The organism is Brevibacterium sp. NPDC049920 (genome assembly GCF_040656435.1).
Lineage (GTDB): Bacteria > Actinomycetota > Actinomycetes > Actinomycetales > Brevibacteriaceae > Brevibacterium > Brevibacterium pityocampae.
The window spans coordinates 52828-78542 of record NZ_JBFAMF010000003.1; the positions used below are offsets into that span (position 1 = coordinate 52828).

A 25715-nucleotide genomic window follows, 5' to 3' on the forward strand; every position below is an offset into this window, starting at 1 on the left:
CGGTTTGGAATAATGTCCTCACGACTGTCGTTGAACGAGACATCGTGATACCCGTGCGGCTGCTGCGGCAGCGCCGGGTACCAGCAGCTGAAGCCATTGGCTGGTGTGTGGGCGAAGAGCACGGCCCTCCCATACCCCAGGTCCGAGCTCTTCGTGCAGCGGACCCCCGTCTCCCTGTGTACGAATGGAAGGACACACTGTGAAGATCTACAACAACGTCTCCGAGCTCGTCGGCCGGACGCCGCTGGTCAAGCTGGGCCGTGCGAGCGAGCGCACCGGCGCGGAGATCGTCGGCAAGCTCGAGTTCTACAACCCGGCCAACTCGGTCAAGGACCGGATCGGCGTGGCGATGATCGACGCCGCCGAGGCCTCCGGCGAACTCAAGCCCGGCGGCACCATCGTCGAGGCGACCTCGGGCAACACCGGTATCGCGCTGGCGATGATCGGCGCCTCGCGCGGCTACAGGGTCGTCCTCACCATGCCGGAGTCGATGTCGAAGGAGCGCCGGGCGCTGCTCCGCGCGTTCGGCGCCGAACTCCTCCTCACCCCCAAGGCCGAGGGCATGAAGGGCGCGGTCGCGAAGGCCGAGGAGATCGGCGCGCAGGACGACGCCGTCCTCGTCCGCCAGTTCTCCAACGCCGCGAACCCGCAGGTCCACCGCGAGACCACCGGTGAGGAGATCCTCGCCGACACCGACGGCCAGGTCGACGTGTTCGTCGCCGGGATCGGCACCGGCGGCACCATCACCGGTGCCGGCCGCCTCCTCAAGGAGAAGAACCCGGGCGTCCACATCGTCGCCGTCGAGCCCGAGGCATCCGCCCTGCTCAGCACCGGCGAGGCCGGCCCGCACATGATCCAGGGCATCGGCGCGAACTTCGTCCCCGACATCCTCGACACGGACGTCTACGACGAGGTCGTCGCGGTGTCGAACGACGACTCCTTCGCCAAGGCGCGGCAGGTCGCCACCGAGGAGGGCCTGCTCGTGGGCATCTCCTCGGGTGCCGCGATCACCGCAGCGGAGAAGGTCGCCGCGCGGCCGGAGTTCCAGGGCAAGCGCGTCGTCGTCATCATCCCGAGCTTCGGCGAGCGCTACCTCACCACGCCCCTGTTCGCCGAGTACATGGACTGATCGAGTTGGCCCTCCTCACCCGAATCGCCGCCGGGACCGCCGTCGCGGCCGCAGCCTTCGTCGCGACCCGGCCGGCGGTGCGCGCCGCGGTGCGCGAGGACCTCGAGACCGCCCGCCGCCGCGATCCCGCGGTGCACAGCGACCTCGTCACTCTCGTCAGCTATCCGGGACTGCATGCGATCTGGGCGCACCGCGGGCTGCACAAGCTGTGGCAGCGCCCGTCCGGGAAGGTGCCCGCACGGCTGCTGTCCCAGATCGTGCGGACGCTCACCGGGGTGGAGATCCACCCGGGGGCGACGATCGGCCGCCGCTTCTTCATCGATCACGCCAACGGCATCGTCGTCGGTGAGACCGCGGAGATCGGCGACGACGTCATGCTCTACCAGCAGGTCACCCTCGGCGGCACCTCGATGGAGCAGGAGAAGCGCCACCCCACGATCGGCAACGACGTGCTCATCGGCGCCGGCGCCAAGGTCATCGGCCCGGTGACGGTGGGGGACGGCGCCTCGGTCGGGGCGAACGCGGTCGTCGTCAAGGACGTGCCGCCGGACTCGATCGCGGTCGGCGTGCCCGCGACGATCAAGCGCCCCGCCGGGGTGGCTCACCCGCACGGCGGGGAGTACGAGCTCGTCGACCCTGCGATCTGGATCTGAGGGATCCGCCGAGCACGGGGCGCGCGATGAGCCGCAACTGGTTCGAGGCCGGAGCCGAGGGATACTCTCGGTTCCGGCCTTCGTACCCTCCCGCCCTCGCATCCCACCTCGCCGAGGCGACCCGCCGCTCCGTCGCCGCCGCAGGCACCTCGTCCGCAGGTTCCGCAGGTGCGGGGGAGTGCAGTGCGGGTTCCGCCGACACCCGTGGGCTCTGCGCGCTCGACGTCGGCTGCGGGACCGGCCAGCTCACCGTCGCCCTCGCCGCGCACCTGCCGCGCGTCATCGGTGCGGACCCGAGCGCCGATCAGCTCTCCCGGGCCGCAGGCCACCCGCGCATCGATTACGTGCAGGCGCCCGCCGAGCGGCTCCCGGCTGCGGACGCCTCCGTCCACCTCGTCACCGCCGCCCAGGCCGCCCACTGGTTCGACCTCCCGGCCTTCTACGCCGAGGTGCGCCGCATCGCCGCGCCCGGGGCGCTCCTCGCGCTCATCACCTACGGCGTCATTGAGACCGATCCGGACATCGCCGCCCGGGTCGACCGCTTCTACTCCGCGGAGATCGGCCCCTTCTGGCCGCCGGAGCGGCACCACGTCGACGCAGGCTACCGGACCCTGGACTTCCCCTTCGCCGAGGCGCCCCTGCCGCCGCTCGCGATCACCGGCGAGCTCACCTGCGCGGAGCTGCTCGGCTACGTGTCGACGTGGTCAGCGGTGCGCGCCGCGCACGAGGCCGGCCGCGAGGCGCTCCTCCGCGACTTCGCCGCAGACCTGCGTGTGCTCTGGGGCGACCCTGCACGCACCCGCACCGTGCGCTGGCCGATCAGCGGCCGCCTCGGGACCGTCTGAAACCCTGTAACCGGACCGCACCTCTCCTGCGCGTCCGGCCCCTCCCAACGGCGTGCCCCCCGGCGCGGCTGCGCCGACTGTCGGCACCTCTCACCGCACCGGGAATACCTGCACCCGGAAGCATGTTAAAGTTTTAACTAAGTAATTGAGGCTTCAATGAAAAGAGGCATCATGGAGATCGGAATCTTCACGATCGGCGACGTCACCACTGATCCGACCACCGGCACCACCCCGACCGAGCACGAGCGCATCAAGTCCACCCTGCGGATCGCGCAGAAGGCCGAAGAGGTCGGCTTCGACGTGTTCGCCACCGGCGAGCACCACAACCCGCCCTTCGTCGCCCCCGCCGACCCGCCGGTCCTGCTCTCGCACATCGCGGCGACCACCGAGCGCCTGCGCCTGTCGACGGCGACCACTCTCATCACGACGAACGACCCGGTGCGGATCGCGGAGGACTACAGCTACCTCCAGCACCTGTCCGACGGCCGCGTGTCGCTCATGATGGGCCGCGGCAACACCGGCCCGGTCTACCCGTGGTTCGGCAAGGACATCCGCCAGGGCATCCCGCTCGCGATCGAGAACTACAACCTCCTCCACCGCCTGTGGCGGGAGAAGAACATCGACTGGGAGGGCAATCTGCGGACCCCGCTCAACGGGTTCACCGTCACCCCCTTCCCGCTCGACGAGGTGCCCCCGTTCGTGTGGCACGGCTCGATCCGCAGCCCCGAGATCGCCGAGCAGGCCGCCTACTACGGCGACGGCTTCTTCCACAACAACATCTTCTGGCCGGCCTCCCACACCGCGCGGATGGTCAAGCTCTACCGCCAGCGCTACGAGTACTACGGCCACGGCCGCGCCGACCAGGCCTTCGTGGGCCTCGGCGGGCAGGTATTCATGGCGAAGAACTCGCAGGACGCCGTCAAGCAGTTCCGCCCGTACTTCGACAACGCCCCGGTCTACGGCCACGGGCCGAGCCTCGAGGACTTCACCGCGCAGACGCCGCTCACCGTCGGCAGCCCGCAACAGGTCATCGAGCGCTACCTGTCGATGCGCGACTGGGCCGGTGACTACCAGCGGCTGATGTTCCTCATCGACCACGCCGGACTGCCCACCGACACCGTGCTCGAGCAGATGGATATCTTCGGTGCCGAGGTGCTGCCCGTCCTCCGCAAGGAGATGGACGTCCTCCGCCCGGCCGATGTGCCCGACGCCCCCACCCACGAGTGGCTCGTCGAGCGCCACCGTGCCGGACTCGACCCGGTGGCCGGGGGCAGCCCGGAGTCCCGCGCCTTCCAGGACCGGGCCGCGCGCGCCGAGCGGGAGTCCGCGGAGAGCGCGTCCACCGGCGCCGCAAGCAGTGCAGGAGGTGCGCGATGACCTACCGCATCATCGCCGTCTCCGGCGGCATCGGCGACCCGTCGAACTCGACCGCGCTCGCCGAGCGCATCCTCGCCGCCGCGCGCGAACAGCTGCGGCTCGGCGGCGTGGACGCCGAGGTCGAGGTGATCGAGCTCCGCCCGCTCGCCCACGACCTCGTCGACATGACGCTCACCGGCATCGCGTCCGAGGCACTCGAGACGGCATTCGACCGGATCCGCACCTCGCACGGGCTCGTCGTCGCCGCCCAGCCGGCGGAGACCCGCAGCGTCTTCGACGACCTCGACCCGGAGGCGGTGACCCCCTTTGACCAGCTCCTCGGTGCCTGAACCCGGCGCGCCTCCCGGCACGCCGGCCGGCGGCGCCCCATCCGCCGGTGAGGTCCCCGGGGCGGGGCCGAACCTGCTCGCGGAGGCCGGGGTGCTCGACGCCTGGCGCAGCTACCTCGAGACCTCGCAGCGGCTCATCGGCCACCTCGACACCGAGCTCCGCTCCGCCACCGGGCTCGGGCTCAGCGACTACAACCTCCTGCTCCTCCTCGTCGAGGCGCCCGCCCGCACCCTGCGGATGAGCGTCCTCGCCGAGCGCCTCGTGTTCTCCGCCCCCCGGCTCAACTACCGGATCGGGGTGCTCGAGAAGAAGGGGTGGGTGGTCAAGAGCGCCTGCCCGCAGGACGGCCGTGCGCACCTCATCACCCTGACCGATGCCGGCTGGGACGAGTTCCGGGCCGCCGGCCGGGTGCACCGCGCCCACATCGGCGAGGTGTTCGAGGACGCTCTCGCCCCCGGCGATGCGGCGGTCCTCCTCCGGATCACCCGCGCGATCGCGGACCGGCTGCCCTGAGACCGGGCGCCGGGGCATCTGCCAGAATGAGGGCATGACGACTCTCGACATCCGCACCATCGCCTTTCCCGACGCCGAGCTGCGCGACCGCGTCGACTCCCGGATCCCCAACCACCAGCGCGCCGATCTCAAGCTCGTCGTGTGGTCCGCGGAGGACCAGGAGGCCGGGGTGAGCCGCGAATCGATCGACGCGATCGTCCTGCCCTACATCGACGCCGGACCGACCGTGGAGCTCCTCGACGAGCTCCCGAACCTCAAGCTCATCCAGCTCCAGACCACCGGCTACGACATCGTCGCCGACCGGGTCGGCACCGACGTCGCCATCGCCACGGCCTCCGGGGTGCATGCCGCGGCCACCGCGGAGATGGCGATCGCGCTCACCCTGGGCAGCCTGCGCGGCATCGACGACGCCGCCCGGGACATGGTGTCGCGGACGTGGAACCACCGTCGCCGGCGCTCGCTCGCCGACCGGCGGGTGCTCGTCGTCGGCGTCGGCGGGATCGGCGCGGAGATCTGCCGGCGCCTGGCCCCGTTCGAGGTCGAGATCACCCGGGTCGGCACCCGGGCCCGGACCGACGAGTTCGGGCAGGTGCACGCCACCGAGGAGCTGCCGAAGCTCCTCCCGCACGCCGAGGTCGTCATCCTCATCACGCCGCTGACCGAATCGACCCACCACCTCGTCGACGCGGAGTTCCTCGCCCAGCTGCCCGACAACGCCCTCGTCGTCAACGTCGCGCGCGGGCCGGTCGTCGACACCGCGGCCCTCGTCGAGGAGCTGCGCTCCGGTCGCCTCCACGCCGCCCTCGACGTCGTCGACCCCGAGCCGTTGCCGGAGAACCACTCGCTGTGGGGCACCCCGAACACGCTGCTGACGCCGCACGTCGGCGGGGACACGACGGCATTCGTGCCGCGCATCGAAGTGCTGCTCGCCGAGCAGCTGCGCCACATCCAGGCCGGCGAGACGCCCGCCAATATCATCACCGAATGACCGCCGCTTCCGGGTGACTTCCGTCGCCGGATGACCGCTGCCCCCGGGTGGCGGTTACCCGGGGGCAGCGGAACGGCGGCTGAAACGACTCGGGCCGGGCGGCTCAGACCGGGCTCGTGGCGTCGCGCACCTCGCCGACGAGCTCCTCGAGCACGTCCTCGAGCGCGACCACGGCGACCTCGTCCGCGGAGCGCGGCCCGCCGTCGATGAGCGCCATGTGGGAGTTCGTCCGCTGCATGGCCACCATGACGCGGCGCAGCTTGGCGTCGCCGGGCACCGCGCCGAGCTCGCGGATCACCGTGTCCGGGAGTGCTGCGAGACGTTCCTCCGGGCCCAGGACGAGCAGATCCTTCGCGTGCACGTAGCCCACGAGCCCGCCCGATCCGTCGGTGACCGGGAACCGGGAGAACCCGGTCTCGATGCACAGCTGCTCGACCTCGGCGACCGTCGCGGTGCGCGGGATCGTGCGGACGGTGCCCGGTGCCAGGGCGACATCGGCGGCGGTGAGCTCCTCGAACTTCAGCGCGCCGGTGAGGAGTCGGATCTCCTCCTCGCCGAGCAGGCCCTCGCGGCCCGACTCCGCGACGAACTCGAGCACCTCGCCGGAGGAGAAGGACGAGGACACCTCGTCCTTCGGCTCGGCCCGGAGCACGTGCGTGACGACGAGGTTCGCCGCAGTGTTCATGAGCCAGATGAAGGGCCGGAACACGACGACGAACACCCGCAGCACCGGCCCGAGCAGGAGTGCTGCGGCGGCGGGCTTCGCGATCGCCATGTTCTTCGGCACCATCTCGCCGAGCACCATGTGGAGGAAGGTGACGATGAGCAGCGCGATGACGAGGGCGATCGGATGGACGAGCCCCCCGGGCACGCCCCAGGACTCGAGCGGACCCTCGATGAGGTGGGCGATCGCCGGTTCGCCGACCGCGCCGATGAGGAGCGAGCAGGCGGTGATGCCGAGCTGGGTGGCGGCGAGCGAGACCGAGACGTCGGTGATGCCGCGCAGCGTCCACCGGGCGGACTGGCTGCCCTCGGCGGCCTTGGGCTCGATCTGATCGCGGCGCGCGGACACCATGGCGAACTCCGCGCCGACGAAGAACGCGTTGCCGGCGAGCAGGAGGATCAGGACGAGGATCGCGACTCCGTCGCTCATGGGCGGTCTCCTTCTGCTGCGGTGGAGCCGGTGCGGTCTGCCGCACGGTCGGCCGGCTCCTCGGCTCCGGTGCGGTCATCGGATCCGCCGTCGGCGTCATCGCTGTCGTCATCGTCGTCATCGTCGTCCGGCACCGTGAGGCGATGGACGACGACCTCGTCGACGCGCTGGCCGTCCATCGCCCCCACGGTGAGGGCGATCCTGGCCGGGGTGGGCAGGTCGTCCTCGTCGGTGACCGCGAGATCGGCGCCGTCGACCTCGATCCGGTCCCCGGCCTCGGGCATCTGGTTGAGCCGTTCGGCGATGAGCCCGCCGAGCGTGTCGGACTCCTCGCCCTCGGGCATCCGCAGGCGCATGATCTCGCCGAGCTCGTCGGGGCGGAGCAGCCCGGACACGGCGAGCCCGCCGTCGGGGAGCCTGCGGTGCTTGTCCTCGCCGGAGTCCTGCTCGTCGTCGATCTCGCCGACGATCTCCTCGAGCAGGTCCTCGAGCGTGACGATGCCGGCCGTGCCGCCGTACTCGTCGGCGACGATCGCGATCTGGAGGCCCGGCTCGCGGAGCTGTGCGAGCAGCGGATCGAGCGTCATCGACTCGACGACGTGGGGCGCCTCGACGGCGATGTCGCGGACCGGGGTGGAGGCCCGCTCCTCGAACGACACAGCGAGGGCGTGCTTGAAGTGGACGACGCCGACGACCTCGTCGACGGTCTCGCCGATGACGGGGAAGCGCGAGTGCCCGGTGTCGGCGACGAGGTCGAGGAGGTCCTGGGCGGACTCGTCCTCGAGGAAGGTCACCTGCGGCCGGGGCTGCATGACGTCGGCGGCGGTGCGCTGCCCGAACTCGATCGAGCGGGCGGCGAGCTCCGCCGTGGTCCGGTCGAGCGTGCCCTGCCGCCCCGACTGCGACACGACGGCGCGCAGCTCCTGGGCGGTGCGGGCGCTCGCGACCTCCTCCTCGGGAGTGAACCCGAGGAGTCGGAGGACGACGTTGGCCGCGGAGTTGAGCACCCAGACGAGCCAGCCGAAGACCGTCATGAAGACCTTCTGCGGGTACACGACGAGCCGCGAGACGAGCGCGGGCTCGGCGATCGCCCAGTTCTTCGGGACGAGCTCTCCGAACACCATCTGCGAGAAGGTCGCGATGATGAAGGCCGCGGTGGTGGCGATCCCGGTCGCGGCGGCCGGCGCCAGCCCGGCCCAGCCGAGGCCCTCGGTGAGGAGGACGCCCAGGGACGGGCCGGTGAGGAACCCGACGACGAGGCTCGTCACCGTGATGCCGAGCTGCGCCCCGGACAGATTGCTCGAGGTCTTCGTGAGCGAGTCGGACACCGCCTGCATCGTGCGGTCCCCGTCGGATGCGGCGCGGCGCACCTCGGTCTTGTTGACCGTGAGATAGGCGAACTCGACCGCCACGAAGAGGGCGTTGGCGAGGATGAGGACGACGACGGCGAGGAGGACCAGCCAGGCGGCCGTCATGTGGTAATCAGCATGCGGGAATCCTACCCAGCTCGCCCTGTCGTGAACGAGTCGAGCACCGGCCGCCCGGGCCGGGGACGCCGGTGGCCCCGGTCAAGGTGCCGGGAGTCCATCATGTGTCGGGTGGAGACAGAACCGACCCCCGGTCCTAGACTGCGAGCATGAGCACAGAATCGGATGTCAAGCCCGGGATCGATATCAAGCCGCGCTCGCGCGACGTGACCGACGGACTGGAGAAGGCCGCCGCGCGCGGCATGCTCCGCGCCGTCGGCATGGACGACGGCGACTGGGTCAAGCCGCAGATCGGCGTGGCCTCCTCGTGGAACGAGATCACGCCCTGCAACCTCACGCTCGAGAAGCTCGCCGCGTTCGCCAAGGAAGGCGTCCACAACGCCGGCGGCTACCCGCTCGAGTTCGGGACGATCTCCGTGTCCGACGGCATCTCCATGGGGCACGAGGGCATGCACTATTCGCTCGTGTCGCGCGAGATCATCACCGACTCGGTGGAGACCGTGATGAATGCCGAGCGCCTCGACGGCTCCGTGCTGCTCGCCGGCTGCGACAAGTCCATCCCCGGCATGCTCATGGCCGCCGCCCGCCTGGGCCTGTCCAGCGTGTTCCTCTACAACGGCTCGATCATGCCCGGCACCGCGAAGCTCTCCGACGGCACGGAGAAGGAGGTCACCCTCATCGACGCCTTCGAGGCGGTCGGCGCCTGCCGCGCCGGCAAGATGACGGAGGCCGATGTCGACGCGATCGAGCGCGCGGTGTGCCCGGGCGAGGGCGCCTGCGGCGGCATGTACACCGCGAACACCATGGCCTCGGCCGCAGAGGCGATGGGCATGTCCCTGCCCGGCTCCGCCGCCCCGCCGGCGATCCACCGCAATCGCACGCTCTACGCCCGCCGGTCCGGCGAAGCCGTGGTCGAACTCCTCAAGCAGGGCATCACCGCCCGCGACATCATCACCCGCGAGTCGCTGCTCAACGCGATCGCCGTGGTGATGGCGTTCGGCGGGTCGACGAACGCCGTCCTCCACCTCATGGCGATCGCCCACGAGGCCGAGGTCGAGCTCACCCTCGACGACTTCAACCGGGTCGGCGACCGGGTCCCGCACCTCGGCAACGTCAAGCCCTTCGGCGACTACGTCATGAATGACGTGTTCAAGATCGGCGGCGTGCCGGTGGTCATGAAGGCGCTCCTCGACGCCGGGCTGCTCAACGGCGACTGCCTCACCGTGACGGGGAAGACCGTCGCGGAGAACCTCGAGAAGATCAACCCGCCGGACCCCGACGGCAAGATCCTGCGCGCGCTCGACAACCCGATCCACGCCACCGGCGGGCTCACCGTGCTCCACGGCTCGCTCGCCCCGGAGGGCGCGGTCGTCAAGTCCGCCGGCTTCGACGCCGACGTGTTCGAGGGCACCGCGCGGGTGTTCGACCAGGAGCAGCCGGCGATGGATGCCGTGCTCGGCGGCGAGCTCAAGCCCGGCGACGTCGTCGTCATCCGCTACGAGGGCCCCAAGGGCGGACCGGGCATGCGCGAGATGCTCGCGATCACCGGCGCGATCAAGGGCGCCGGGATCGGCAAGGACGTGCTCCTCATCACCGACGGCCGGTTCTCCGGCGGCTCGACCGGCCTGTGCATCGGCCACGTCGCGCCCGAGGCCGTCGACGGCGGGCCGATCGCGCTCGTCGAGGACGGCGACCGGATCCGCGTGGACATCGCCGGTCGCTCGATCGACCTCGACGTCCCCGCCGAGGTGCTCGAGGAGCGCCGGAGGAACTGGACCGTGCCGGAGAACCACCGCCTGCACGGCACCCTGGGCAAGTACGCCAAGCTCGTCGGCTCGGCGTCGACCGGTGCGGTGACGACGGACTGAGGCGCGGACCGAGGAGACACGGACCGAGGCGCCGGCCGAGCCGCGCGCTGACGGTGCAGCGACGATGACGGTGACCCATGTGCGCGGGGAGTCCCGCGCCCTCGATGCGCAGGTGCACCGGTGGCAGGCGCCACCGGTGCACCTGCGCGTGTTCACCGAGGCGATCCCCACCTGGACCGCGCTCACCCCGCCGGGCACGTCGATCGAGATCCGCCTGCGGGTGGGCCGCAGTGCCGAGGCGGAGCCCTCGGGCGGCTCGCGCTGGTCGGACTGGGCGGTGCTCGCGCGCTGGTCGACCGATCCCGGGTTCTGCTCGACCACCGTGCCCGGGCAGGCCCTGCACGGCATCCGGGTCGATGCCGACACCGCTGTCGTCGACACCGCGGTGCTCGGCGGTGCGGCGGACCTCGTCGAGGCCGAGGCGCTCCTCCACGCAGCACCGTCGGGAGCGGTCCCCGTGCTCGAGCGCGTCTCCGTGCTCACCCGCGGCCCGGCGCCCCGGCGCCCCGAGCTCGCGCACTCGGTGCCGCGCGGCACGAACCTCGAACTGCTCCTGCCGCCGATCTCGCAGCGGCAGCAGGGGGAGCTGCCCGGCTACGGCGCCGGTGACGTGTGGTGCTCGCCGACCTCGCTCACCATGCTGCTGGACTTCCTCGACCGGGCGGACCGACGGTCGGGGCCGGCGGACCCGGGAGCGGACGATGCGGCCGCTGCTGCTCCTGCGACCTCAGCGTCGGGTCCGGAGGACGAGGGCGGCTCGCCCGCGGTCCGCACCACCCTGCGCGGGGTGTGGGACCACGCCTACGACGGGGCGGGCAACTGGGCCTTCAACACCGCATGGGCCGCCGCCCGGGGCTACGACGCCTTCCTCGACACCCTGCCGGATCTGCGCGCCGGCGAGGAGCTCCTCGCCGCCGGCGAACCCTTCATCGCCTCGGTGACCTTCGACGCCGCCGAGCTGCCGGAGGCCGGCTACGAGACCGGCGGCCATCTGCTCGTCGTCTCCGGGGTCACCGCGGGCGGCGACGTGCGCGTGCACGACCCCGCGGCTCCGACCGCCGCCGCAGTGCGGCGCATCTATCCGCGCGCTGCCTTCGAGCGCGCCTGGCTGTCCCGCGAGGGCAGCGGGGGCCTGGTCTACCGGGTCCGCCGGCGGCGCTGACGAGGTGGGACGGCGGAGGCTCAGTCCTCGTCCTCAGCGGCCTGCTCGCGCTTCCTGATCGAGCGGCTCGTGAGCTTGAACGCCACGATCACCGCGGCGATGCCGCCCGCACCGCCGACGAGGGCGCCGGCCACAGTCGCGAAGCCGTTGTCCGAGGGTCCGGGGAACCCGAGGTCGACGGGGACGAGCGGTGCCCCGGTGAGCACGTGGAACAGCATGGCCGCGACCCAGAGGACGGAGAGCACCGCCATCGAGGAGTAGGTCACCCTCCTGCGACGCCCGGTCGTCCGCTCGGTCATCGCGGGGAGGTCGACATCGTTGCGCGCGCAGTACCAGATCGCACCCCAGCCGGTCAGGCCGGCGGCGAGGACGACGAGGACCGACCACAGGCCCGCGCCGATGACGGCGAGGAGGATCGCGACGGCGAACGCGGCATACGTCGCGACGACGGAGGAGAAGGTGTAGGCGCGGAGGATGACGTCGCGCTCGCGCTCGTCGCCCATCGAGGGGTCTCTCACGCCGCTGATGGAATCGGCGATCTCGGTGAAGCGGGACTGCGGGCGGGAGGTGCTCATGAGTGGTCCTTCCGGTCGAGTGGGAACAGCTCCTCGACAGTCGTGTCGAGGGCGCGGGCGATCCGCAGGGCGAGGTAGACGCTGGGCGAGTAGTCGCCGCGCTCGATCGCGATGATCGTCTGGCGGGACACCTCGACGAGTCCGGCGAGCTGCGCCTGGGTGAGCCCGGCGCGCTTCCGGCGGTCCTTGAGGGTGACCTCGCCGACGTCGAGTTCGGGCATCGGTCCTCCTTCCGGGGCGGTGCCATCGGTATGTGAAGTTCTCTTGACACTTTAAGTCAAATATCCTTGACATCTCGTGTCAAGCATCTTCGACATCTTCTGTGTCGGCCCCGGCAGGTGGTCAGAGATCCACGGAATATCCGGCGGAATCATGGATCCCCGACCACCTGAGGCCCTCCTGCCGAACTTCAGGCGGCAGGGCCGGGGGCGTGAGCGGGTAGCGTTCTCCTCGGAAGCGCGATCGGCGGGCGCCGCGCGCCGCCGGGCGATCGATCGGAAGGCGTCGAACCGGAAGGCATGCATGAGCACTGAAGAGATCACCATCCCGACAGCCCGCGGCACGGAGCTCCGCGGCTTCCTCGACCGGCCCGCGGGGACCCCGCTCGCCTACGCGGTGTTCGCCCACTGCTTCACCTGCTCGGCGAAGTCCCCGGCCGCCTCGCGCGTCTCCCGGGCGCTCACCGACGAGGGGTTCGCCGTCCTCCGCTTCGACTTCGCAGGCCTCGGCGGTTCGGAGGGGGACTTCGCGGAGTCGACCTTCTCCTCCGATCGCGCGGATCTGCTCGAGGTCATCGCCTGGCTCGGCGCGCACCACGCCGCGCCGCGGCTGCTCATCGGGCACTCGCTCGGCGGGGCCGCGGTGCTGTCCGTCGCCGCCGAGGTCGAGGGCCTCGATGCGGTCGCGACGATCGCCGCTCCCTTCGACCCCGGCCACGTCACCGGGCTGTTCGCCTCCGAGATCGAGACCATCCGGCAGGAGGGCTCGGCGGAGGTGATGATCGGCGGGCGCCCGGTCGTCATCGGCGAGGCGCTCGTCGACGACATCTGCGGCGTCGAGCAGACCCGGCGCATCGAGGCGCTGCGCACCCCGCTGCTCATCCTGCACTCGCCGACGGACGAGATCGTCGACGTCCACAACGCGCAGGCGATCTACCGCACCGCGCACCAGCCCAAGAGCTTCATCGCCCTCGACGGTGCGGACCACCTGCTCACCGGGCCCGGGCAGGGAACCTACACGGCCGGGGTCATCGCCGCATGGGCCGCACGGTACATCGATGCCCCCGAGGACGCCGAGGCGCCCCACGCCGACCTGCCGCCGGGGAGGGTGCGCGTCCACCCCGACGGCCGGACCGACTTCGGCACCGTGCTCGCGACCGCCTCCCACACCTGGCTCGCCGACGAGCCGCGCTCGGTGGACGGCGGCCACGACGCCGGCCCCAACCCCTTCGACCTGCTGCTCGCCGCGCTCGGTGCCTGCACCTCGATGACCATGGGGATGTACGCCCGCCGCAAGGGCTACGAACTCGGGGACACCCGCACCGACCTCACCTTCCGGCAGGTCAAGCGCGACGGCGACCTCGTCACCCGGATCGAGCGGAGCATCGTCTTCGACGCGGAGCTGAGCACCGATCAGCGCCGCGCACTGCTGCGGATCGCGGACCGCTGCCCGGTGCACCGGGCGCTCGAGGGGCGCTTCGAGATCTCGACGGCGGAGGCCTGACCCGACCACCGGGGCGACCCGGGGGCCGGTGGGGCGGCGCGGGCAGATCTGCCCGCTGTCGCCGGCGTCGCTTCGGCAGGACCTGCCGACGGCTGCCCGGGGTGGGTTCTCTAGGATTGTGATCCAGGGCACAGTGCAGGGCCGCATCTGCACGCCGGAGCCGCTGGGCGCAGGCCCGGAGGGGAGTGGATCCTATGACCGGAGAACGAGAGACCGCACCGCAGCCGCCGAGCGCGAACCGACCCCCGCCGGAAGGTGTGACACCGCGCTACGGCATCGACGAGATGCCGCCGCTCGGGACCGCGATCGTGCTGGGCATCCAGCACGTCCTCGTGATGATGGCGAGCAATGTCACGATCCCGATCATCCTCGCCACGGCGATCGGCGCGACGACCGGGGAGACCGCCTTCCTCGTCCAGGTCGCCCTCCTCGTCGCCGGGATCACCACCCTCATGCAGACCATCGGCTTCGGGCCGGTCGGTTCGCGCCTGCCGATCGTCCAGGGCACGAGCTTCGGGTTCCTCGTCGTCGCCATCCCCCTGGCCCAGCAGTACGGGATCGCCGCGGTGCTCGGAGGAGCGATCTTCGCAGGCCTGGTCCAGGTCGTCCTCGGGTTCAGCCTGAGATGGCTGCGAGCGCTGTTCCCGCCGCTCGTGTCCGGCATCGTCGTCCTCGTCATCGGGATCGGGCTGCTCCCCACCGGGATGGCGCTCTACGCCGGGGGCAACGGAGCCGAGGACTTCGGATCCTGGACGAACCTCGGCCTCGCGACGCTCGTGCTCGTCGTCATGCTCGTCCTGTACCGGTTCGGCAAGGGGATCATCGGCGCGGCCTCCGTGCTCATCGCACTCGTCGTCGGATACCTCGTGGCCATCCCCCTCGGCCTCGTGGACTTCTCGCAGGTGGCCGAGGCGGACTGGTTCGCGATCCCGATGCCTCTCCGGTTCGGTCTCGACTTCCCGTCCGCCGCGATCATCGGCATGGGAGCGATGGCGATCGCCACCTCCGTGGAGACGATCGGCGACCTGTCCGCCATCACCAAGAGCGGCGCGGGCCGAGAGGTCACCGACCGCGAGCTGTCCGGGGGAGTCATCGCCGACGGCGTCGCCACCGCCTTCGCATCGATCTTCAGCGCCCTGCCGAACACGTCGTTCGGTCAGAACGTCGGTCTCGTCGCGTTCACCGGTGTGATGAGCCGGCATGTCGTGTCGATCGGAGCGGGGTTCCTCATCCTCCTCGGCCTGCTGCCCAAGTTCGCCGCAGTCATCGCCGTCATGCCCTCGGCAGTCATCGGCGGTGCCGCCGTCGTGATGTTCGGGATGCTCATCGGCGCCGGGATCAAGCTCCTCGCCGAGACCGCGCTCGACCGCCACGACATGCTCGTCATCGCGGTGTCGATCGGGGTCGGCCAGGGATTCGCCGCGGTGCCCGCGGCGGTCGGCGGGATGCCCGAGACCCTCGAGGTCCTCCTCGTCTCCGGAATCGTGCCGGCGGCCCTCTTCGCCGTCGTCATGAACCTCTCCCGGCCCGGCCCTGCACAGGGCGCGGTCCTCGATATCGATGTGCCGCTCGAGCAGCCCCTCGCCGAGCCCGGGCGCCCCGCCGAGCCCGGGCATCCTGACGAGCCCGGGCACCCCGACGCGCGGCAGCCCGGTCGCCGGGGGCACGGCGATCCGGGCTGAGGATTCCGGCGGGCGGCGCGCGACGGCCGGGCGACAGGAGATCGCCCGGCCGTCGCGTCGTGCGGCGCTGCCCTCAGCCGCTGAAGGTGTATCCGGTCGGATCCTCGCCGAGGTCGACGATCGCGGCCACCGGGCCGCCGCCGTCCGGCCCCTGGTGGGCGGCGGAGACGGAGACGAAGACGGCGGGATCGCCGGTCACCTGGGCGGTGACCCCGCCGACGGCCGCCTTGATCTGCCGGTGCCAGTGCACGTCGGAATCGTCGAGCATGGCGTTGCGCCGGCCGAGCACGGAGCCATCCTGGCTCGTCTCGCACTTGAGGAAGACATTGACGAGCCGACCGGCGAGATCGTCGCGGTGCGGGCGCTCGGGCAGGTCGAGGCCGGCGTCGGCGATCGCCTCCCAGATCCCGTCGGCGTCGAGGGCGTGGCGCATGACGGAATGGCCGATCCGGTACCGGCCGCCGATCCCGCTCGCATTCCCGACGACGACGACCTGCGCCCGGTCGAGCTCGACCCCGGAGGAGCACGAGGCCACGGCGGAGTACTTCGACCGGTCGGCCATGATGTCCTCGTCGCGGATCTCGGCGACCTCGCCGAGCGCCTTCGCGATCCCGAGCCCGGTGGTGCCGTTCGAGACGTCCATCGACGCCAGGGTGTCCTCGGTGACGACGTCGTTGCCGCGGGAGCGGGCGTCGCGGATCGTGTCGATGGTGAGCAGCGGGGTCTTCGTCTGCACGTAGTGGACGTCCGCGTCGTCGGTGATCCCGGCCCGCTCCTTCGCCTCCTGCACGGCGACGGCGACCTTGTCGACCATGCCCATCCGGCCGATCTCCTCGGGCAGGATCGGCTCGCTCAGCGCGAATCCCACCGACAGGCGCTTCTCCTCCGTCGGCTCCACCTCGGACGGGTCGACGGTGGCGAAGATCGTCGCGTGCGGGCTGATCACCCCGTCCGTGCCGCCGGACCACACGATCGGGATCCGGCTCACCTGATCGGCGGGCGCCCCGGCGGCGACGAGTGCTTCACGGAAGGCGCGGTCGGCGATGATCCGGGTGTAGTCGTTGACCCCGCCGTTGCCCTCGGTCTTGCCGATGATGGCGATCACGCGGTCGGCGGACAGGGTGCCGGCGTCGATGAGTGCGGTGAGCTCGGAGGCGTCGGTGACGCTGTGGAGAGGGACCTTGCGGACTTCGATCGGATCGGGCATGTTCGGCTCCTTCGGCCTCGGTGGCTGAGTGTCGCCGTGCCGGACGCGCACGGTGCGTTCACTCTACGGACCGGACTGTGATCAGCGACACGTCAAGAACTGCTGATCGGCACCGAAGGGAAGTGGCACATCTGGCCGGAAGGGCGCGGGGCGCCCGCCCTCAGCGGCGCCCGGCGAGGACGCCGACGATCACCCCGGCCAGCGCGATCCCGGCCCCGGCGAGCAGACCGGTGAGGAGATCACCGCCGCCCCGCGGAGCCGGACCCGAGGCGGCCGCCGGTGGGCTGCGACGCTCCGCCGGGACCGTCGCCGGCGCCGGTGCGGCGTCGGCGAGCGCGTCCCCGGGCGCGGTCCCGGCGGGGGAGGCCTCCTGGGCGGCGCCGCCGGCTGCGATGTCGGCATCGATGTCGGCGAAGAACTTCGTGGCGATGCGCTTGGCGACCCCGGAGAGCATGCGCTGTCCGACGCCGCCGATCGGGCCGCCGAGCACTGCGGAGGCCTCCCACGCGATGTCGGTCCCGGATTCGGCTCCCGGAGCCAGGTGCACGGTGATGTCCGCGCCGATCGTGCCCGGTCCTCCGCTGCCGGTGGCGGTGAGGACGAAGGACTCGTTCTCGACCTCCTGGGAGAACGCCACCGTGCCCTTGTACGTCCCCTTGATCGCCGCGACCCCCATGGTGAGGACCACCGCATAGGTGCCCGGGGCGGTGGGGGTCAGCGACTCGACGCCCGGGATCGTGCGGGACAGGACCCCGGTGTCGTGGAACGCCTGCCAGGCGGTCGCGGAATCCGCCTGCATATGGGCCGTCGATGAGATCTGCACGTGGTGTCCTCCGTGGTCGGGTGGATGGTCGGGTGGATGGTCCGGGGTGTCAGCGGGCGGCGGGCGCGGGTGCGTCGGCGGTCTCGCGCCGCAGCTGCCAGAGCTCGGAGGGTGAGATCGGCATCCGGCGGATCGGGATGCCCTCGGCGTCCTCGATCGCCGCGGCGATCACCGCGGTGCCCGGGATCGTGCCCGCCTCGCCGGCGCCCTTGATGCCGAGCGGGTTCAGCGGGCTCGGGGTCTCCAGGTGGTCGGTCTCGATGTGGGGCACCTCGGAGGCGAAGGGCATGAGGAAGTCCATGAAGGAGGCATTGAGGAGCTGCCCCATGTCGTCGTAGGCCATCCGCTCGTACAGGGCGCCGCCGACTCCCTGCGCGACTCCGCCGTGCACCTGGCCCTCGACGACGAGCGGGTTGATCATCGGCCCGCAGTCGTGGACGACGCAGTAGCGCAGGATCCGGATGTCGGCGGTGTCCGGGTCGGTCTCGACGATCGCCGCGTGCATCCCGGAGGCAAAGGTCGAGCGCACCGGGGAGAAGAAGTCCTGGTCCTCGAGACCCGGGGCACGGCCCGGGGTGACCGGCGGGGCCCCGGGAGCGGGCGGCCGAGCGAACTGGGTCGCGGCCTTCGCCGATTCGTCGAAGGCGTAGCGCAGCGGGTTCGACAGCACGGACACGGCCGACAGCGGCATGGAGGCGCTCGGGTCGCCCTTGACGCGGACGGTCCCGTCGACGATCTCGAGGTCGCCGGGGTCCACCTCGAGGTTGTCGCCGGCGATCGCGAGCGCCTTCTCCTTGACCTTCCGCGCCGCGAGATGCACGGCGTTGCCGCTCATCACCGCTCCGCGGGAGCCCCAGGTGCCCACCGAGTACGCCATCTTCCGCGTGTCCCCGGTCGTCACATGCACCTGGTCGATGGGCACGCCGAGCTCGTCGGCGACGATCTGGGCGAACACCGTGGCGTGGGCCTGGCCCTGCGTCGTGAGCCCCGTGAAGACGTTGACCCGGCCGGAGGTCTCGACCTCGATGTGACCGCCCTCGTACGGGCCGGCACCGGTGGATTCGACGTAGCAGGCCACGCCGATCCCGACCCTGCGGCCCTCGGCCCGTGCCTGCTCACGGAACTCGACGAAGTCCTCCCAGCCGACGAGCGCGCGCAGCTTGTCCATCGAGGCGACGTAGTCGCCGGAGTCGAGCACGCCCTCGGCGCCGTCCTGCATGATGACGCCGAGCGGATGCGGGAACTCGCGGACGAAGTTGTTCATCCGCACCTCGGTGCGGTCCATCCCGAGGCGTTCGGCGATCGCATCCATGGTGCGTTCCATGATGTACACGCCCTGCGGGCGGCCGGCACCCCGGTACGGGGTGACGATGACGGTGTTCGTGTACATCGACCAGAACTCCACCCGGTAGTCCGGCACCAGGTAGGGCCCGAGGACGTGGGTCGAGGTGTTGAGCGGGCAGATGACGCCGTAGGGGAGATAGGCGCCGTTGTCGTGCCAGAACTGCACATCGAGCCCGCGGATGCGACCGGAGTCGTCGAATCCGACCCGCACCCGCTGGAGCTGCCCGCGCTCGTGGGCGGAGGAGATGAAGTGCTCGCGCCGGTCCTCGGTCCATTTCACCGTCGTCGACAGCGCCCGGGCGGCGCAGGCCACCGCGACCTCCTCCGGCCAGGGGTGGTTGATCTTCACCCCGAAGGCGCCGCCGACGTCCGGGGTGATGACCTCGATGTCGGTGAGCGCCAAGCCGAGCTTGGCGGCCAGAGCCGCCCGCAGGCCGGTGCTCGTCTGGGTGGAGGAGTGGACGACCATCGTCCGGTCCTCGGAGTTCCACCGCGCGATGACGCCCTTGCCCTCCATCGGGATGCACGCGCTGCGCTCGATCTCGAGCTCGAGATCGAGCACGTACGGGGCGGAGTCGATCGCCGCGGCGGCGTCGCCGACGGTCTGCACGTGGTGGGCGGCGACGTTGTCCGGGGTCTCGTCGTGGACGGCCCGGGCGGCCTCCCGTGCGGCGGGGAGCCCGACGACCGGCGGGAGGAGCTCGTAGTCGACCTCGATGCGCCCGCACGCGTCCTCGGCGATGTACCGGTTCTCGGCGACGACCATCGCCACGGGCTCGCCCACGTGGTTGACGTGATCGCGCGCGAGCGCGAACCCGGTGTGGGGAGAGCTGATCGAGGGGTGCGGCAGGAGCATGGGCAGGCGCTCCGCCGCCGCGCCGGGCAGGTCCTCGTGCGTCCACACCGCGACGACCCCGGGGACTTCGAGGGTGCCGGCGACGTCGATGTCGCGGATCCGGGCATGGGCGTGCGGGCTGCGGACGAACGCAGCGGCGAGGACTCCGGGGGCGAGGTCGTCGAGGTAGGCTCCGGCGCCGGTGACGAGGCGGGGGTCCTCCCGTCGGGTGATCGACTGTCCGAACATCCGCGTCGTCATGCGTCCTCCTCCCGCTCGCGCACGAGCTCGGCGGCCCGGCACACCGAGCGCACGATGTTCTGGTACCCGGTGCACCGGCACAGGTTGCCGGAGATCGCCTCGCGTGCCTCCTCCTCGCTCGGATCGGGGTTCTCGCGGACGTAGGCATCGATGGTCGTGACGAAGCCCGGGGTGCAGAAGCCGCACTGGAGGCCGTGGCAGTCGATGAAGGCCTGCTGCACCGGCCCGGGGTCGTCCGGGCCGTTGCCCAGCCCTTCGACGGTGGTGATCTCATGGCCCTCCGCCGAGGCGGCGAACATCAGGCACGAGCGCACCGGCCGACCGTCGAGCTGGACGGTGCACGCTCCGCACACGCCGTGCTCGCAGCCCACGTGCGTGCCGGTGAGCCCGAGGGTGTGGCGGAGGGCGTCGGAGAGGAGCTGCCGGTCGGGGACGTCGACCGTGCGGTCCACGCCGTTGACGCTCAGTCTCACGGTGCTCGTCGGTTCGCTGCTCATGCGTGCGCCTCCTGGGTCCGGGGCCGGTCGTTCGTGCGGGCCAGCCGGGTGAACGTGCGGCGGGCGATGACGCCGGCGAGGTGCCGGCGGTAGTCGGAGGTGGCGTGGATGTCGTCGATCGGGTCGATGTGCTCGCGCACGGCGGCGGCGACCGCCTCGGCGACCTCCCGGGCCTCGGCGGTGGGGGTGCCAGCCACGTGCTCGTCGAGCACGAGCCGCTCGGGGAGGTCGGTCACGGAGACGAATCCGGCGCTGAGCCCGGTGATCGTCTCCGCGGCGCCGTCCCCGTCGGTCGCGAGCACCATCCCGACCCCGGCGAGCGCGTAGTCGCCGGATCGGCGTGCCAGCTCGTCGAAGCCCGTGCGCGCCCCGGCCCCGGCTGCGCCGAAGGTCGCCGAGACGAGGATCTCGTCGGGCTCCAGGCAGGTCTCGAGCGGGCCGACGAACAGCTCTGCGGCCGGGATCTCGCGCTCGCCGCGGCTGCTCACGGCGCGCACGTGCCCCTCGGTCAGCGCGAGGATCATCGGCATCTCGCCGTTGGGGTCGGCGTGGGCGAGCGATCCGACGACGGTGCCGCGATTGCGGATCGCCGGGTGGGCGACGTGGGTGAGGGCCTGGCGGAGGAGCGGCTGGTGCTCGTGCGCGCCGGCATCGTGCTCCACGGCGCGATGGGTGGCGAGCGCGCCGACCGTCACGCCGGCCCCGCTCGACTCGACGCGGTCGACGTCGGGCAGCGCGGTGATGTCGACGAGGTGGGCGGGTGCCGCCAGGCGCATGTTGAGCACCGGTACGAGGCTCTGTCCGCCGGCGAGCACCTTGGCGTCGGGGCCGAGCTCGGCCAGCAGCTCGAGCGCGGCCGCGAGGGTGCGCGGACGGTGCAGAGTGAAGGGGGCGGGCTTCACGTATCGGTCCTCTTCTCGCGTGCCCGACGGGCACCGTAGTCCTCGGTGAGCTCCTCGCCGATCCGGCCCTCCGATCCGGTGGACCCGATGGTGATCGCCGTGCCGCCGGGCTCGACGGCCTCTGCGGCCGCGGCATCGCGCATCGAGCGCGGGGCGACGAGTCGGGCGAGGTGGTACATGACCAGGGTGACGATGGTACCGAACGCGATGCCGGAGAGGGTGAAGTTCTCGGTCACCGTCAGACCGACGTCGCCGATCGCGATGATGATGCCCGCCGCGACCGGGGCGAGGTTGAGCGGATTGGCGAAGTCGACCCGGTTCTCCTTCCAGATCTTCGCGCCGAGCATGCCGATCATGCCGTAGAGCACGACCGTGATGCCGGCGAGGACGCCGCCGGGGACCGCTGCGATGACCGCGCCGAACTTGGGGGAGAGGCCGAACCCGATCGCGACGAGCGCGGCGACGTAGTAGGCCGCGGTCGAATACACGCGGGTGGCTGCCATGACGCCGATGTTCTCCGCGTAGGTGGTGGTCGGCGAGCCGCCGACGCTCGAGGCCATCGCGGTGGCGACGCCGTCGGCGAACACCGCGCGTCCCACATAGGGGTCGAGATCGACGCGCGTCATCTCCTCGACGGCCTTGACGTGGCCGACGTTCTCCGCGACGAGCGCGATGACCGCGGGGAGCATGAGGACGATGAACCCGGCGTTGAAGGCGGGCAGGTGGATGCCGACGACGCCGGCGGCCTCGTCGGTGAAGGGCGGGAAGCCGATCCATGCGGCGGCCTCGACGCCGGACCAGTCGACGCGGAAGCGGGTGGTGATGTCGTCGACCGCGGAGTCGTAGGACGTGATCTGGCCGAACACGAGGTCGAAGACCCAGGAGAGCACGTAGCCGAAGACGAGTCCGATGAACACGGAGACGCGGCCGAGGAACCCGCGCAGGCCCACCGACATGAGGATGACGGCGACCATGACGATGAGGGCGACCCACTGGTCCTGCGGCCAGTAGACGTTCGCCACGACCGGGGCGAGGTTGAACCCGATGAGCATGACGACGGCGCCGGTGACCACGGGCGGGAGGATCCGGGTGAGGATGCGTGCGCCGATGAAGTGGATGAAGACGCCGGCGACCGCGAGGACGAGTCCGGCGACGAGGATCGATCCCGACACCTCCTGGATGGTGCCGCCCTGGGCGGTGACGGCGGCGACGCCTCCGACGAACGCGGCAGAGGTGCCGAGGTAGCTCGGCACCTTCCCGTTGACGATGAGGAGGAAGATGATCGTCGAGAACCCGCTGACCATGACGGCGAGCTGCGGGTTGAGACCCATGACGATGGGGAAGACGAAGGTCGCGCCGAACATCGCGACGACGTGCTGGGCGCCGAGCCCCACGGTGCGCCCCCAGCTCAAGCGCTCGTCCGGGGCGACGGCGCGACCGGGCAGGACGTCCTTGCCGTCGCCGTGGAGTTTCCATCCGAATGCCGACATGACTGCTCCTCGGGTCGCGGGCGGTGGCGATGGTGCTCGGGAACCGCTCCCGGTCACTCGCCGCTGTGTACACCCTAGAAGGGCGATGAGGCGCAGGTCACGTCAGCATCTGACGAACCGGATCGGTGTGCACTGGAGGTTTCCGCCAGTCGGCCGGGCCGGGGTCGCGCGCCGTCGTCACGGGAGCCGGACGATCTGCAGAGCCAGGGTGATCGCGAGGCGCAGGTGCGGGTCCGTGGTGAAGGGCCCGAGCATCCGCTCGAGCTTCGTGATCCGGTAGCGCAGCGAGTTGTAGTGGAAGAACAGCGCGCGGGCGGTCTCGGCGACGTTGAGATTGTGGTCGAGGAGCACCTGCAGGGTCTCCCGCAGGTCGGCGTACTCGGTCTTCGCGTCCCCGGCCAGCGGGCCGAGGGTGTCTTCGGCGAAGGCGCGCAGCTCCTCGGTGTCGGCCACCTGGAGGAGGAGCCGGTGGACCCCGAGGGTGTCGAAGTGGCTCAGTGCGCTGCCGCCGTGGATCCGGCGGCCGATCTCGACCGCCCGGGTGGCCTCGACGTAGGCGGTCGGCAGATCGTGGACGGTCGCCGCCGGGCGGGAGATCCCGGTGGAGAAGGCCCGTCTGCCGCCGCCGCCCATGCCCCGGACCTCCCGAATGCACTCCTCCACCGCCGCGGTCTGGCGTTCGGTGTCGGCCGCGGGCAGCAGCACGATGACCTCGTCGCCGGCCCCCACCACGGCGGCCTTCTCGTCGAGCCGCTTCACCGCGGCGGTCCACGCGGTGGCGAACAGCTCCTGGAGCGTGCGCTTCTCGTCTCCCTCGGAGGCGTCGGCATCGGCGTCGACCTCGGCCACGACGACGGACAGCGGCCGGTCGAGGTCCCAGCCGAGCGACTCCGCATGGGACAGGATCCGGTCCGTCGAGGTGATGCGGCCGCGCATGACCTCGTGGACGAAATCGGTCCGGTACTTGCTCTCCACCGCGGAGATCGCCTGCTGCTTGGTGATGACGAGGGCGGCGGCCGCGGCCGCCTGCTCGAGGACTCCCAGGTGGGCCGGGCCCAGCCCCCGCTCGGAGAACACGACGAGCCGACCGAGATCGCGGGACCCGCCGAGGATCCTGGTGCTCATCCGGTGCATCCCGTCCTGCGCGAGGTCGACGCCCGTGGGCTCGCTCTCCACGCGGAAGCGGCCCGTCGGATCGAAGCACGGCAGCTCGCGCGGCCGCGGGGGGTCCGCGACCGCGCGGGGATCGGGGACCTCGGCGCGGACCCGGCCGTCCATCGTGGTGACGACGACGTGGATCCCGATCTCGTGGGCGAGGCGCGCGCACACGTCGTCGAGGTCGCCTCCGGTGACGACGGCATCGACGAGCTCGCGCATCACCCGTTCGCTGCGATGGAGGGAGTCGGCGCTGCGGCCGAGCACCTCGGCGAGGACCTCGTTGATGATGTCGTCGAACCCGGTGTCCGCGGGCAGCGCGATGATCGGCAGGCCGAGGTCGTCGGCGCGTGCGATCGCCTCCTCCGGGATCTCCTCGAGGTACCGGCTCATCTTGATGCCGAGGCCGGAGAGTCCGTGCGCGGAGAACTCGGAGACGAGCTCCGTCAGCCGCCCGGGGTCGTCGCGGAGCGGGTACCCGGTGGTGAGCAGGAGCTCGTGCGGGCGCACCCAGGGGAGGATGTCCGGCACCTCCATGATGTTCACCCGCCGCACCGTCCGGTCGAGCCGGTTGCCGCCGGCGACGAGCCGGGAGCCGAGCAAGGAGGGGAGGGTGAGGACCTCGGAGAGCGGGAGAGCGGCGGGGTCGAGCTCGGTGATCGCGGGCTCCTCTCGGGATGCGGCATGAGCCGTAGCATGTTCTGCCGGATCGCACCGGCTGGTTCGGCATGATTCGCCGTGACCTGCACCATACCAGCCGGGCATAGGCTGAGTGGATGACCACAGCGCCCGTCGCATCGACCGATCCTCCCCGGGACCCGACGACTGCGCGCCGGCCCGCGCCCGCACAGCTGGCGGCCGCCGCTTCGACCCTGACGCCGGCGGCCGGGCCGGGCCCCTGGCAGGTCGTCGGCATCATGCGCCACGGCTTCTACGCGGCCTCGGAGACCGGCGCGGTGCTGCCGGTGCTCGGCCCCACGGCGCTGCGCCTGCCGACGGCCGTCCTCGTCCCCGAGCTCACCGGCGATCGACTGGCCTCCCTGCAGATGGGCGGAGCCCTCCGGGTGGAGTCGGGACGCATTATGACCGAGCACTTCCACTGCGCGGTCCGCCGCCGCTGGAATCCCACGCGCATCCGGCCGTGCGATCCCGCACGCCGTGCCTCGGCCGCATCCGTCTCCGCCTCGATCGCCCACCCCGCGTGGCCGGAGCCGGGCATCGAGGATCTGGCCCACCGTGCCGCACGACTCGTCCATGCCGGACGCGCCCTCGACCCCGGGGCCGTCGACTCCGCGCTCGCCGCGCTGCTCGGCCTCGGCCCCGGCTCCACCCCGTCCGGCGACGACGCCGTCTGCGGCGTGCTGCTCGCGCTCCGGCAGGTCCGCGCCGTGCCCGCGCTCGACCTCCTCCGGAACCGGCTCCGCGCGGCCCTCGCCGCCCGACCTGCCCCCACCGGCGGGCTGTCGGCCTCGCTCCTCGACGCCGCCGCCGCCGGCGCCTGCGTGCCCGAGGTGCGCGCGGCCCTGGAACTCCTCGTCTCCGGCGCGCCGGCCGGCCCGATCGCACGCGCCGTCGCCGCGGTCGGGACGAGCTCGGGAGCCGACATCCTGTGCGGCGCCGCAGCCGTCCACCTCACCGACGCGACCGCACCCGACAGCGGTCCCGCAGCTGTCCCGCCGTCCGCCTCGCCCGTCGCACCGTCCTCCTGAAAGGAACC

At 71.5% G+C, this 25715-nt stretch carries 23 protein-coding genes; 12 read left to right on the plus strand and 11 right to left on the minus strand.

Annotated elements, in window-relative coordinates:
* Positions 1–199: 199 nt before the first annotated feature.
* The 7 genes from cysK (at position 200) to AB0I45_RS03545 (ending at position 5835) form a co-directional block, all read left to right on the plus strand.
* On the plus strand, positions 200–1129 hold the full coding sequence (gene cysK, locus AB0I45_RS03515) for a cysteine synthase A (protein WP_137320227.1): 930 nt from the start codon (positions 200–202) through the stop codon (positions 1127–1129).
* Positions 1130–1152: 23 nt separating this feature from the next.
* Positions 1153–1782 carry a serine O-acetyltransferase gene (gene cysE, locus AB0I45_RS03520; protein ID WP_247423993.1) on the plus strand — a complete coding sequence of 210 codons (630 nt, stop codon included), beginning with the start codon at positions 1153–1155 and terminating at the stop codon, positions 1780–1782.
* A 26-nt stretch (positions 1783–1808) separates the two neighbouring features.
* Positions 1809–2627, plus strand: coding sequence for a class I SAM-dependent methyltransferase (locus tag AB0I45_RS03525; RefSeq protein WP_295690380.1), 819 nt, complete (start codon positions 1809–1811; stop codon positions 2625–2627).
* Between the two features lie 171 nt (positions 2628–2798).
* Positions 2799–4004, plus strand: coding sequence for an LLM class flavin-dependent oxidoreductase (locus AB0I45_RS03530; RefSeq protein ID WP_247423912.1), 1206 nt, complete (start codon positions 2799–2801; stop codon positions 4002–4004).
* Complete coding sequence (locus AB0I45_RS03535) at positions 4001–4333, plus strand: NAD(P)H-dependent oxidoreductase (RefSeq protein ID WP_295689605.1); 333 nt, start codon at positions 4001–4003, stop codon at positions 4331–4333. The genes AB0I45_RS03530 and AB0I45_RS03535 overlap by 4 nt, the downstream gene beginning before the upstream one ends.
* On the plus strand, positions 4326–4847 hold the full coding sequence (locus tag AB0I45_RS03540) for a MarR family winged helix-turn-helix transcriptional regulator (RefSeq protein ID WP_175406993.1): 522 nt from the start codon (positions 4326–4328) through the stop codon (positions 4845–4847). The genes AB0I45_RS03535 and AB0I45_RS03540 overlap by 8 nt, the downstream gene beginning before the upstream one ends.
* Before the next feature lie 34 nt (positions 4848–4881).
* A complete protein-coding gene (locus tag AB0I45_RS03545; RefSeq protein WP_295689600.1) occupies positions 4882–5835 on the plus strand; it encodes a 2-hydroxyacid dehydrogenase in 954 nt (317 codons plus the stop codon).
* A gap of 103 nt (positions 5836–5938) precedes the next feature.
* Here AB0I45_RS03545 and AB0I45_RS03550 read toward each other — a convergent pair whose 3' ends face one another.
* A complete protein-coding gene (locus tag AB0I45_RS03550) occupies positions 5939–6988 on the minus strand; it encodes a hemolysin family protein (RefSeq protein WP_247423904.1) in 1050 nt (349 codons plus the stop codon).
* The gene (locus AB0I45_RS03555; RefSeq protein WP_295689597.1) at positions 6985–8463 is read right to left on the minus strand and encodes a hemolysin family protein; all 1479 of its coding nucleotides are present in this window, start codon (positions 8461–8463) and stop codon (positions 6985–6987) included. Before AB0I45_RS03555 ends, AB0I45_RS03550 begins: the two co-directional genes overlap by 4 nt.
* Positions 8464–8624: 161 nt before the next feature.
* Between AB0I45_RS03555 and ilvD the strand changes: the two genes are divergently transcribed.
* Positions 8625–10343, plus strand: a complete 1719-nt coding sequence (gene ilvD / locus AB0I45_RS03560) for a dihydroxy-acid dehydratase (protein ID WP_137320218.1) — start codon at positions 8625–8627, stop codon at positions 10341–10343.
* Between the two features lie 64 nt (positions 10344–10407).
* On the plus strand, positions 10408–11505 hold the full coding sequence (locus tag AB0I45_RS03565; protein ID WP_295689594.1) for a C39 family peptidase: 1098 nt from the start codon (positions 10408–10410) through the stop codon (positions 11503–11505).
* A gap of 20 nt (positions 11506–11525) precedes the next feature.
* On the opposite strand, the gene AB0I45_RS03570 is transcribed toward AB0I45_RS03565, so the two are convergent.
* Positions 11526–12080, minus strand: coding sequence for a hypothetical protein (locus tag AB0I45_RS03570; protein ID WP_295689592.1), 555 nt, complete (start codon positions 12078–12080; stop codon positions 11526–11528).
* A complete protein-coding gene (locus AB0I45_RS03575) occupies positions 12077–12301 on the minus strand; it encodes a helix-turn-helix transcriptional regulator (protein ID WP_137320214.1) in 225 nt (74 codons plus the stop codon). Before AB0I45_RS03575 ends, AB0I45_RS03570 begins: the two co-directional genes overlap by 4 nt.
* Before the next feature lie 301 nt (positions 12302–12602).
* On the opposite strand from AB0I45_RS03575, the gene AB0I45_RS03580 reads away from it, so the two are divergent.
* Together AB0I45_RS03580 and AB0I45_RS03585 are read left to right on the plus strand one after the other, a co-directional pair.
* Positions 12603–13802, plus strand: a complete 1200-nt coding sequence (locus AB0I45_RS03580) for an alpha/beta fold hydrolase (protein WP_295689591.1) — start codon at positions 12603–12605, stop codon at positions 13800–13802.
* Positions 13803–13996: 194 nt separating this feature from the next.
* Positions 13997–15484 carry a nucleobase:cation symporter-2 family protein gene (locus tag AB0I45_RS03585; protein ID WP_217494870.1) on the plus strand — a complete coding sequence of 496 codons (1488 nt, stop codon included), beginning with the start codon at positions 13997–13999 and terminating at the stop codon, positions 15482–15484.
* 73 nt (positions 15485–15557) lie between these two features.
* Here the strand turns inward: AB0I45_RS03585 and AB0I45_RS03590 are convergent, their stop codons facing one another.
* The 7 genes from AB0I45_RS03590 to AB0I45_RS03620 form a co-directional block, all read right to left on the minus strand.
* Positions 15558–16691 (minus strand): ring-opening amidohydrolase, encoded by a 1134-nt coding sequence (locus tag AB0I45_RS03590; protein ID WP_137320212.1) that lies wholly within the window; start codon positions 16689–16691, stop codon positions 15558–15560.
* A 160-nt stretch (positions 16692–16851) separates the two neighbouring features.
* Positions 16852–17514: a carbon monoxide dehydrogenase subunit G gene (locus AB0I45_RS03595; protein WP_217494869.1), complete on the minus strand. Its 663-nt coding sequence runs from the start codon at positions 17512–17514 to the stop codon at positions 16852–16854.
* Between the two features lie 49 nt (positions 17515–17563).
* The gene (cutA, locus tag AB0I45_RS03600) at positions 17564–19954 is read right to left on the minus strand and encodes an aerobic carbon-monoxide dehydrogenase large subunit (RefSeq protein ID WP_295689585.1); all 2391 of its coding nucleotides are present in this window, start codon (positions 19952–19954) and stop codon (positions 17564–17566) included.
* Complete coding sequence (locus AB0I45_RS03605) at positions 19951–20451, minus strand: (2Fe-2S)-binding protein (protein WP_295689583.1); 501 nt, start codon at positions 20449–20451, stop codon at positions 19951–19953. The genes cutA and AB0I45_RS03605 overlap by 4 nt, the downstream gene beginning before the upstream one ends.
* On the minus strand, positions 20448–21353 hold the full coding sequence (locus tag AB0I45_RS03610) for an FAD binding domain-containing protein (protein ID WP_360316777.1): 906 nt from the start codon (positions 21351–21353) through the stop codon (positions 20448–20450). Before AB0I45_RS03610 ends, AB0I45_RS03605 begins: the two co-directional genes overlap by 4 nt.
* A complete protein-coding gene (locus AB0I45_RS03615) occupies positions 21350–22843 on the minus strand; it encodes a solute carrier family 23 protein (RefSeq protein WP_137320208.1) in 1494 nt (497 codons plus the stop codon). Before AB0I45_RS03615 ends, AB0I45_RS03610 begins: the two co-directional genes overlap by 4 nt.
* A 177-nt stretch (positions 22844–23020) precedes the next feature.
* Positions 23021–24796 carry a PucR family transcriptional regulator ligand-binding domain-containing protein gene (locus AB0I45_RS03620; protein WP_360316781.1) on the minus strand — a complete coding sequence of 592 codons (1776 nt, stop codon included), beginning with the start codon at positions 24794–24796 and terminating at the stop codon, positions 23021–23023.
* Between AB0I45_RS03620 and AB0I45_RS03625 the strand changes: the two genes are divergently transcribed.
* Positions 24775–25707, plus strand: a complete 933-nt coding sequence (locus AB0I45_RS03625; protein WP_360316784.1) for a DUF2877 domain-containing protein — start codon at positions 24775–24777, stop codon at positions 25705–25707. The genes AB0I45_RS03620 and AB0I45_RS03625 overlap by 22 nt on opposite strands.
* Positions 25708–25715: the final 8 nt, after the last annotated feature.

Coding starts and splice junctions, on each gene's coding strand:
- AB0I45_RS03620 (WP_360316781.1), bottom strand. CDS start 24,796: ATGCGACGGGCGCTGTGGTCATCCACTCAGCCTATGCCCGGCTGGTAT.
- AB0I45_RS03525 (WP_295690380.1), top strand. CDS start 1,809: ATGAGCCGCAACTGGTTCGAGGCCGGAGCCGAGGGATACTCTCGGTTC.
- AB0I45_RS03550 (WP_247423904.1), bottom strand. CDS start 6,988: ATGAGCGACGGAGTCGCGATCCTCGTCCTGATCCTCCTGCTCGCCGGC.
- AB0I45_RS03625 (WP_360316784.1), top strand. CDS start 24,775: ATGACCACAGCGCCCGTCGCATCGACCGATCCTCCCCGGGACCCGACG.
- AB0I45_RS03570 (WP_295689592.1), bottom strand. CDS start 12,080: ATGAGCACCTCCCGCCCGCAGTCCCGCTTCACCGAGATCGCCGATTCC.
- AB0I45_RS03545 (WP_295689600.1), top strand. CDS start 4,882: ATGACGACTCTCGACATCCGCACCATCGCCTTTCCCGACGCCGAGCTG.
- AB0I45_RS03615 (WP_137320208.1), bottom strand. CDS start 22,843: ATGTCGGCATTCGGATGGAAACTCCACGGCGACGGCAAGGACGTCCTG.
- cutA (WP_295689585.1), bottom strand. CDS start 19,954: ATGACGACGCGGATGTTCGGACAGTCGATCACCCGACGGGAGGACCCC.
- AB0I45_RS03565 (WP_295689594.1), top strand. CDS start 10,408: ATGACGGTGACCCATGTGCGCGGGGAGTCCCGCGCCCTCGATGCGCAG.
- ilvD (WP_137320218.1), top strand. CDS start 8,625: ATGAGCACAGAATCGGATGTCAAGCCCGGGATCGATATCAAGCCGCGC.
- AB0I45_RS03530 (WP_247423912.1), top strand. CDS start 2,799: ATGGAGATCGGAATCTTCACGATCGGCGACGTCACCACTGATCCGACC.
- AB0I45_RS03575 (WP_137320214.1), bottom strand. CDS start 12,301: ATGCCCGAACTCGACGTCGGCGAGGTCACCCTCAAGGACCGCCGGAAG.
- AB0I45_RS03585 (WP_217494870.1), top strand. CDS start 13,997: ATGACCGGAGAACGAGAGACCGCACCGCAGCCGCCGAGCGCGAACCGA.
- AB0I45_RS03590 (WP_137320212.1), bottom strand. CDS start 16,691: ATGCCCGATCCGATCGAAGTCCGCAAGGTCCCTCTCCACAGCGTCACC.
- AB0I45_RS03605 (WP_295689583.1), bottom strand. CDS start 20,451: ATGAGCAGCGAACCGACGAGCACCGTGAGACTGAGCGTCAACGGCGTG.
- AB0I45_RS03535 (WP_295689605.1), top strand. CDS start 4,001: ATGACCTACCGCATCATCGCCGTCTCCGGCGGCATCGGCGACCCGTCG.
- AB0I45_RS03555 (WP_295689597.1), bottom strand. CDS start 8,463: ATGACGGCCGCCTGGCTGGTCCTCCTCGCCGTCGTCGTCCTCATCCTC.
- AB0I45_RS03580 (WP_295689591.1), top strand. CDS start 12,603: ATGAGCACTGAAGAGATCACCATCCCGACAGCCCGCGGCACGGAGCTC.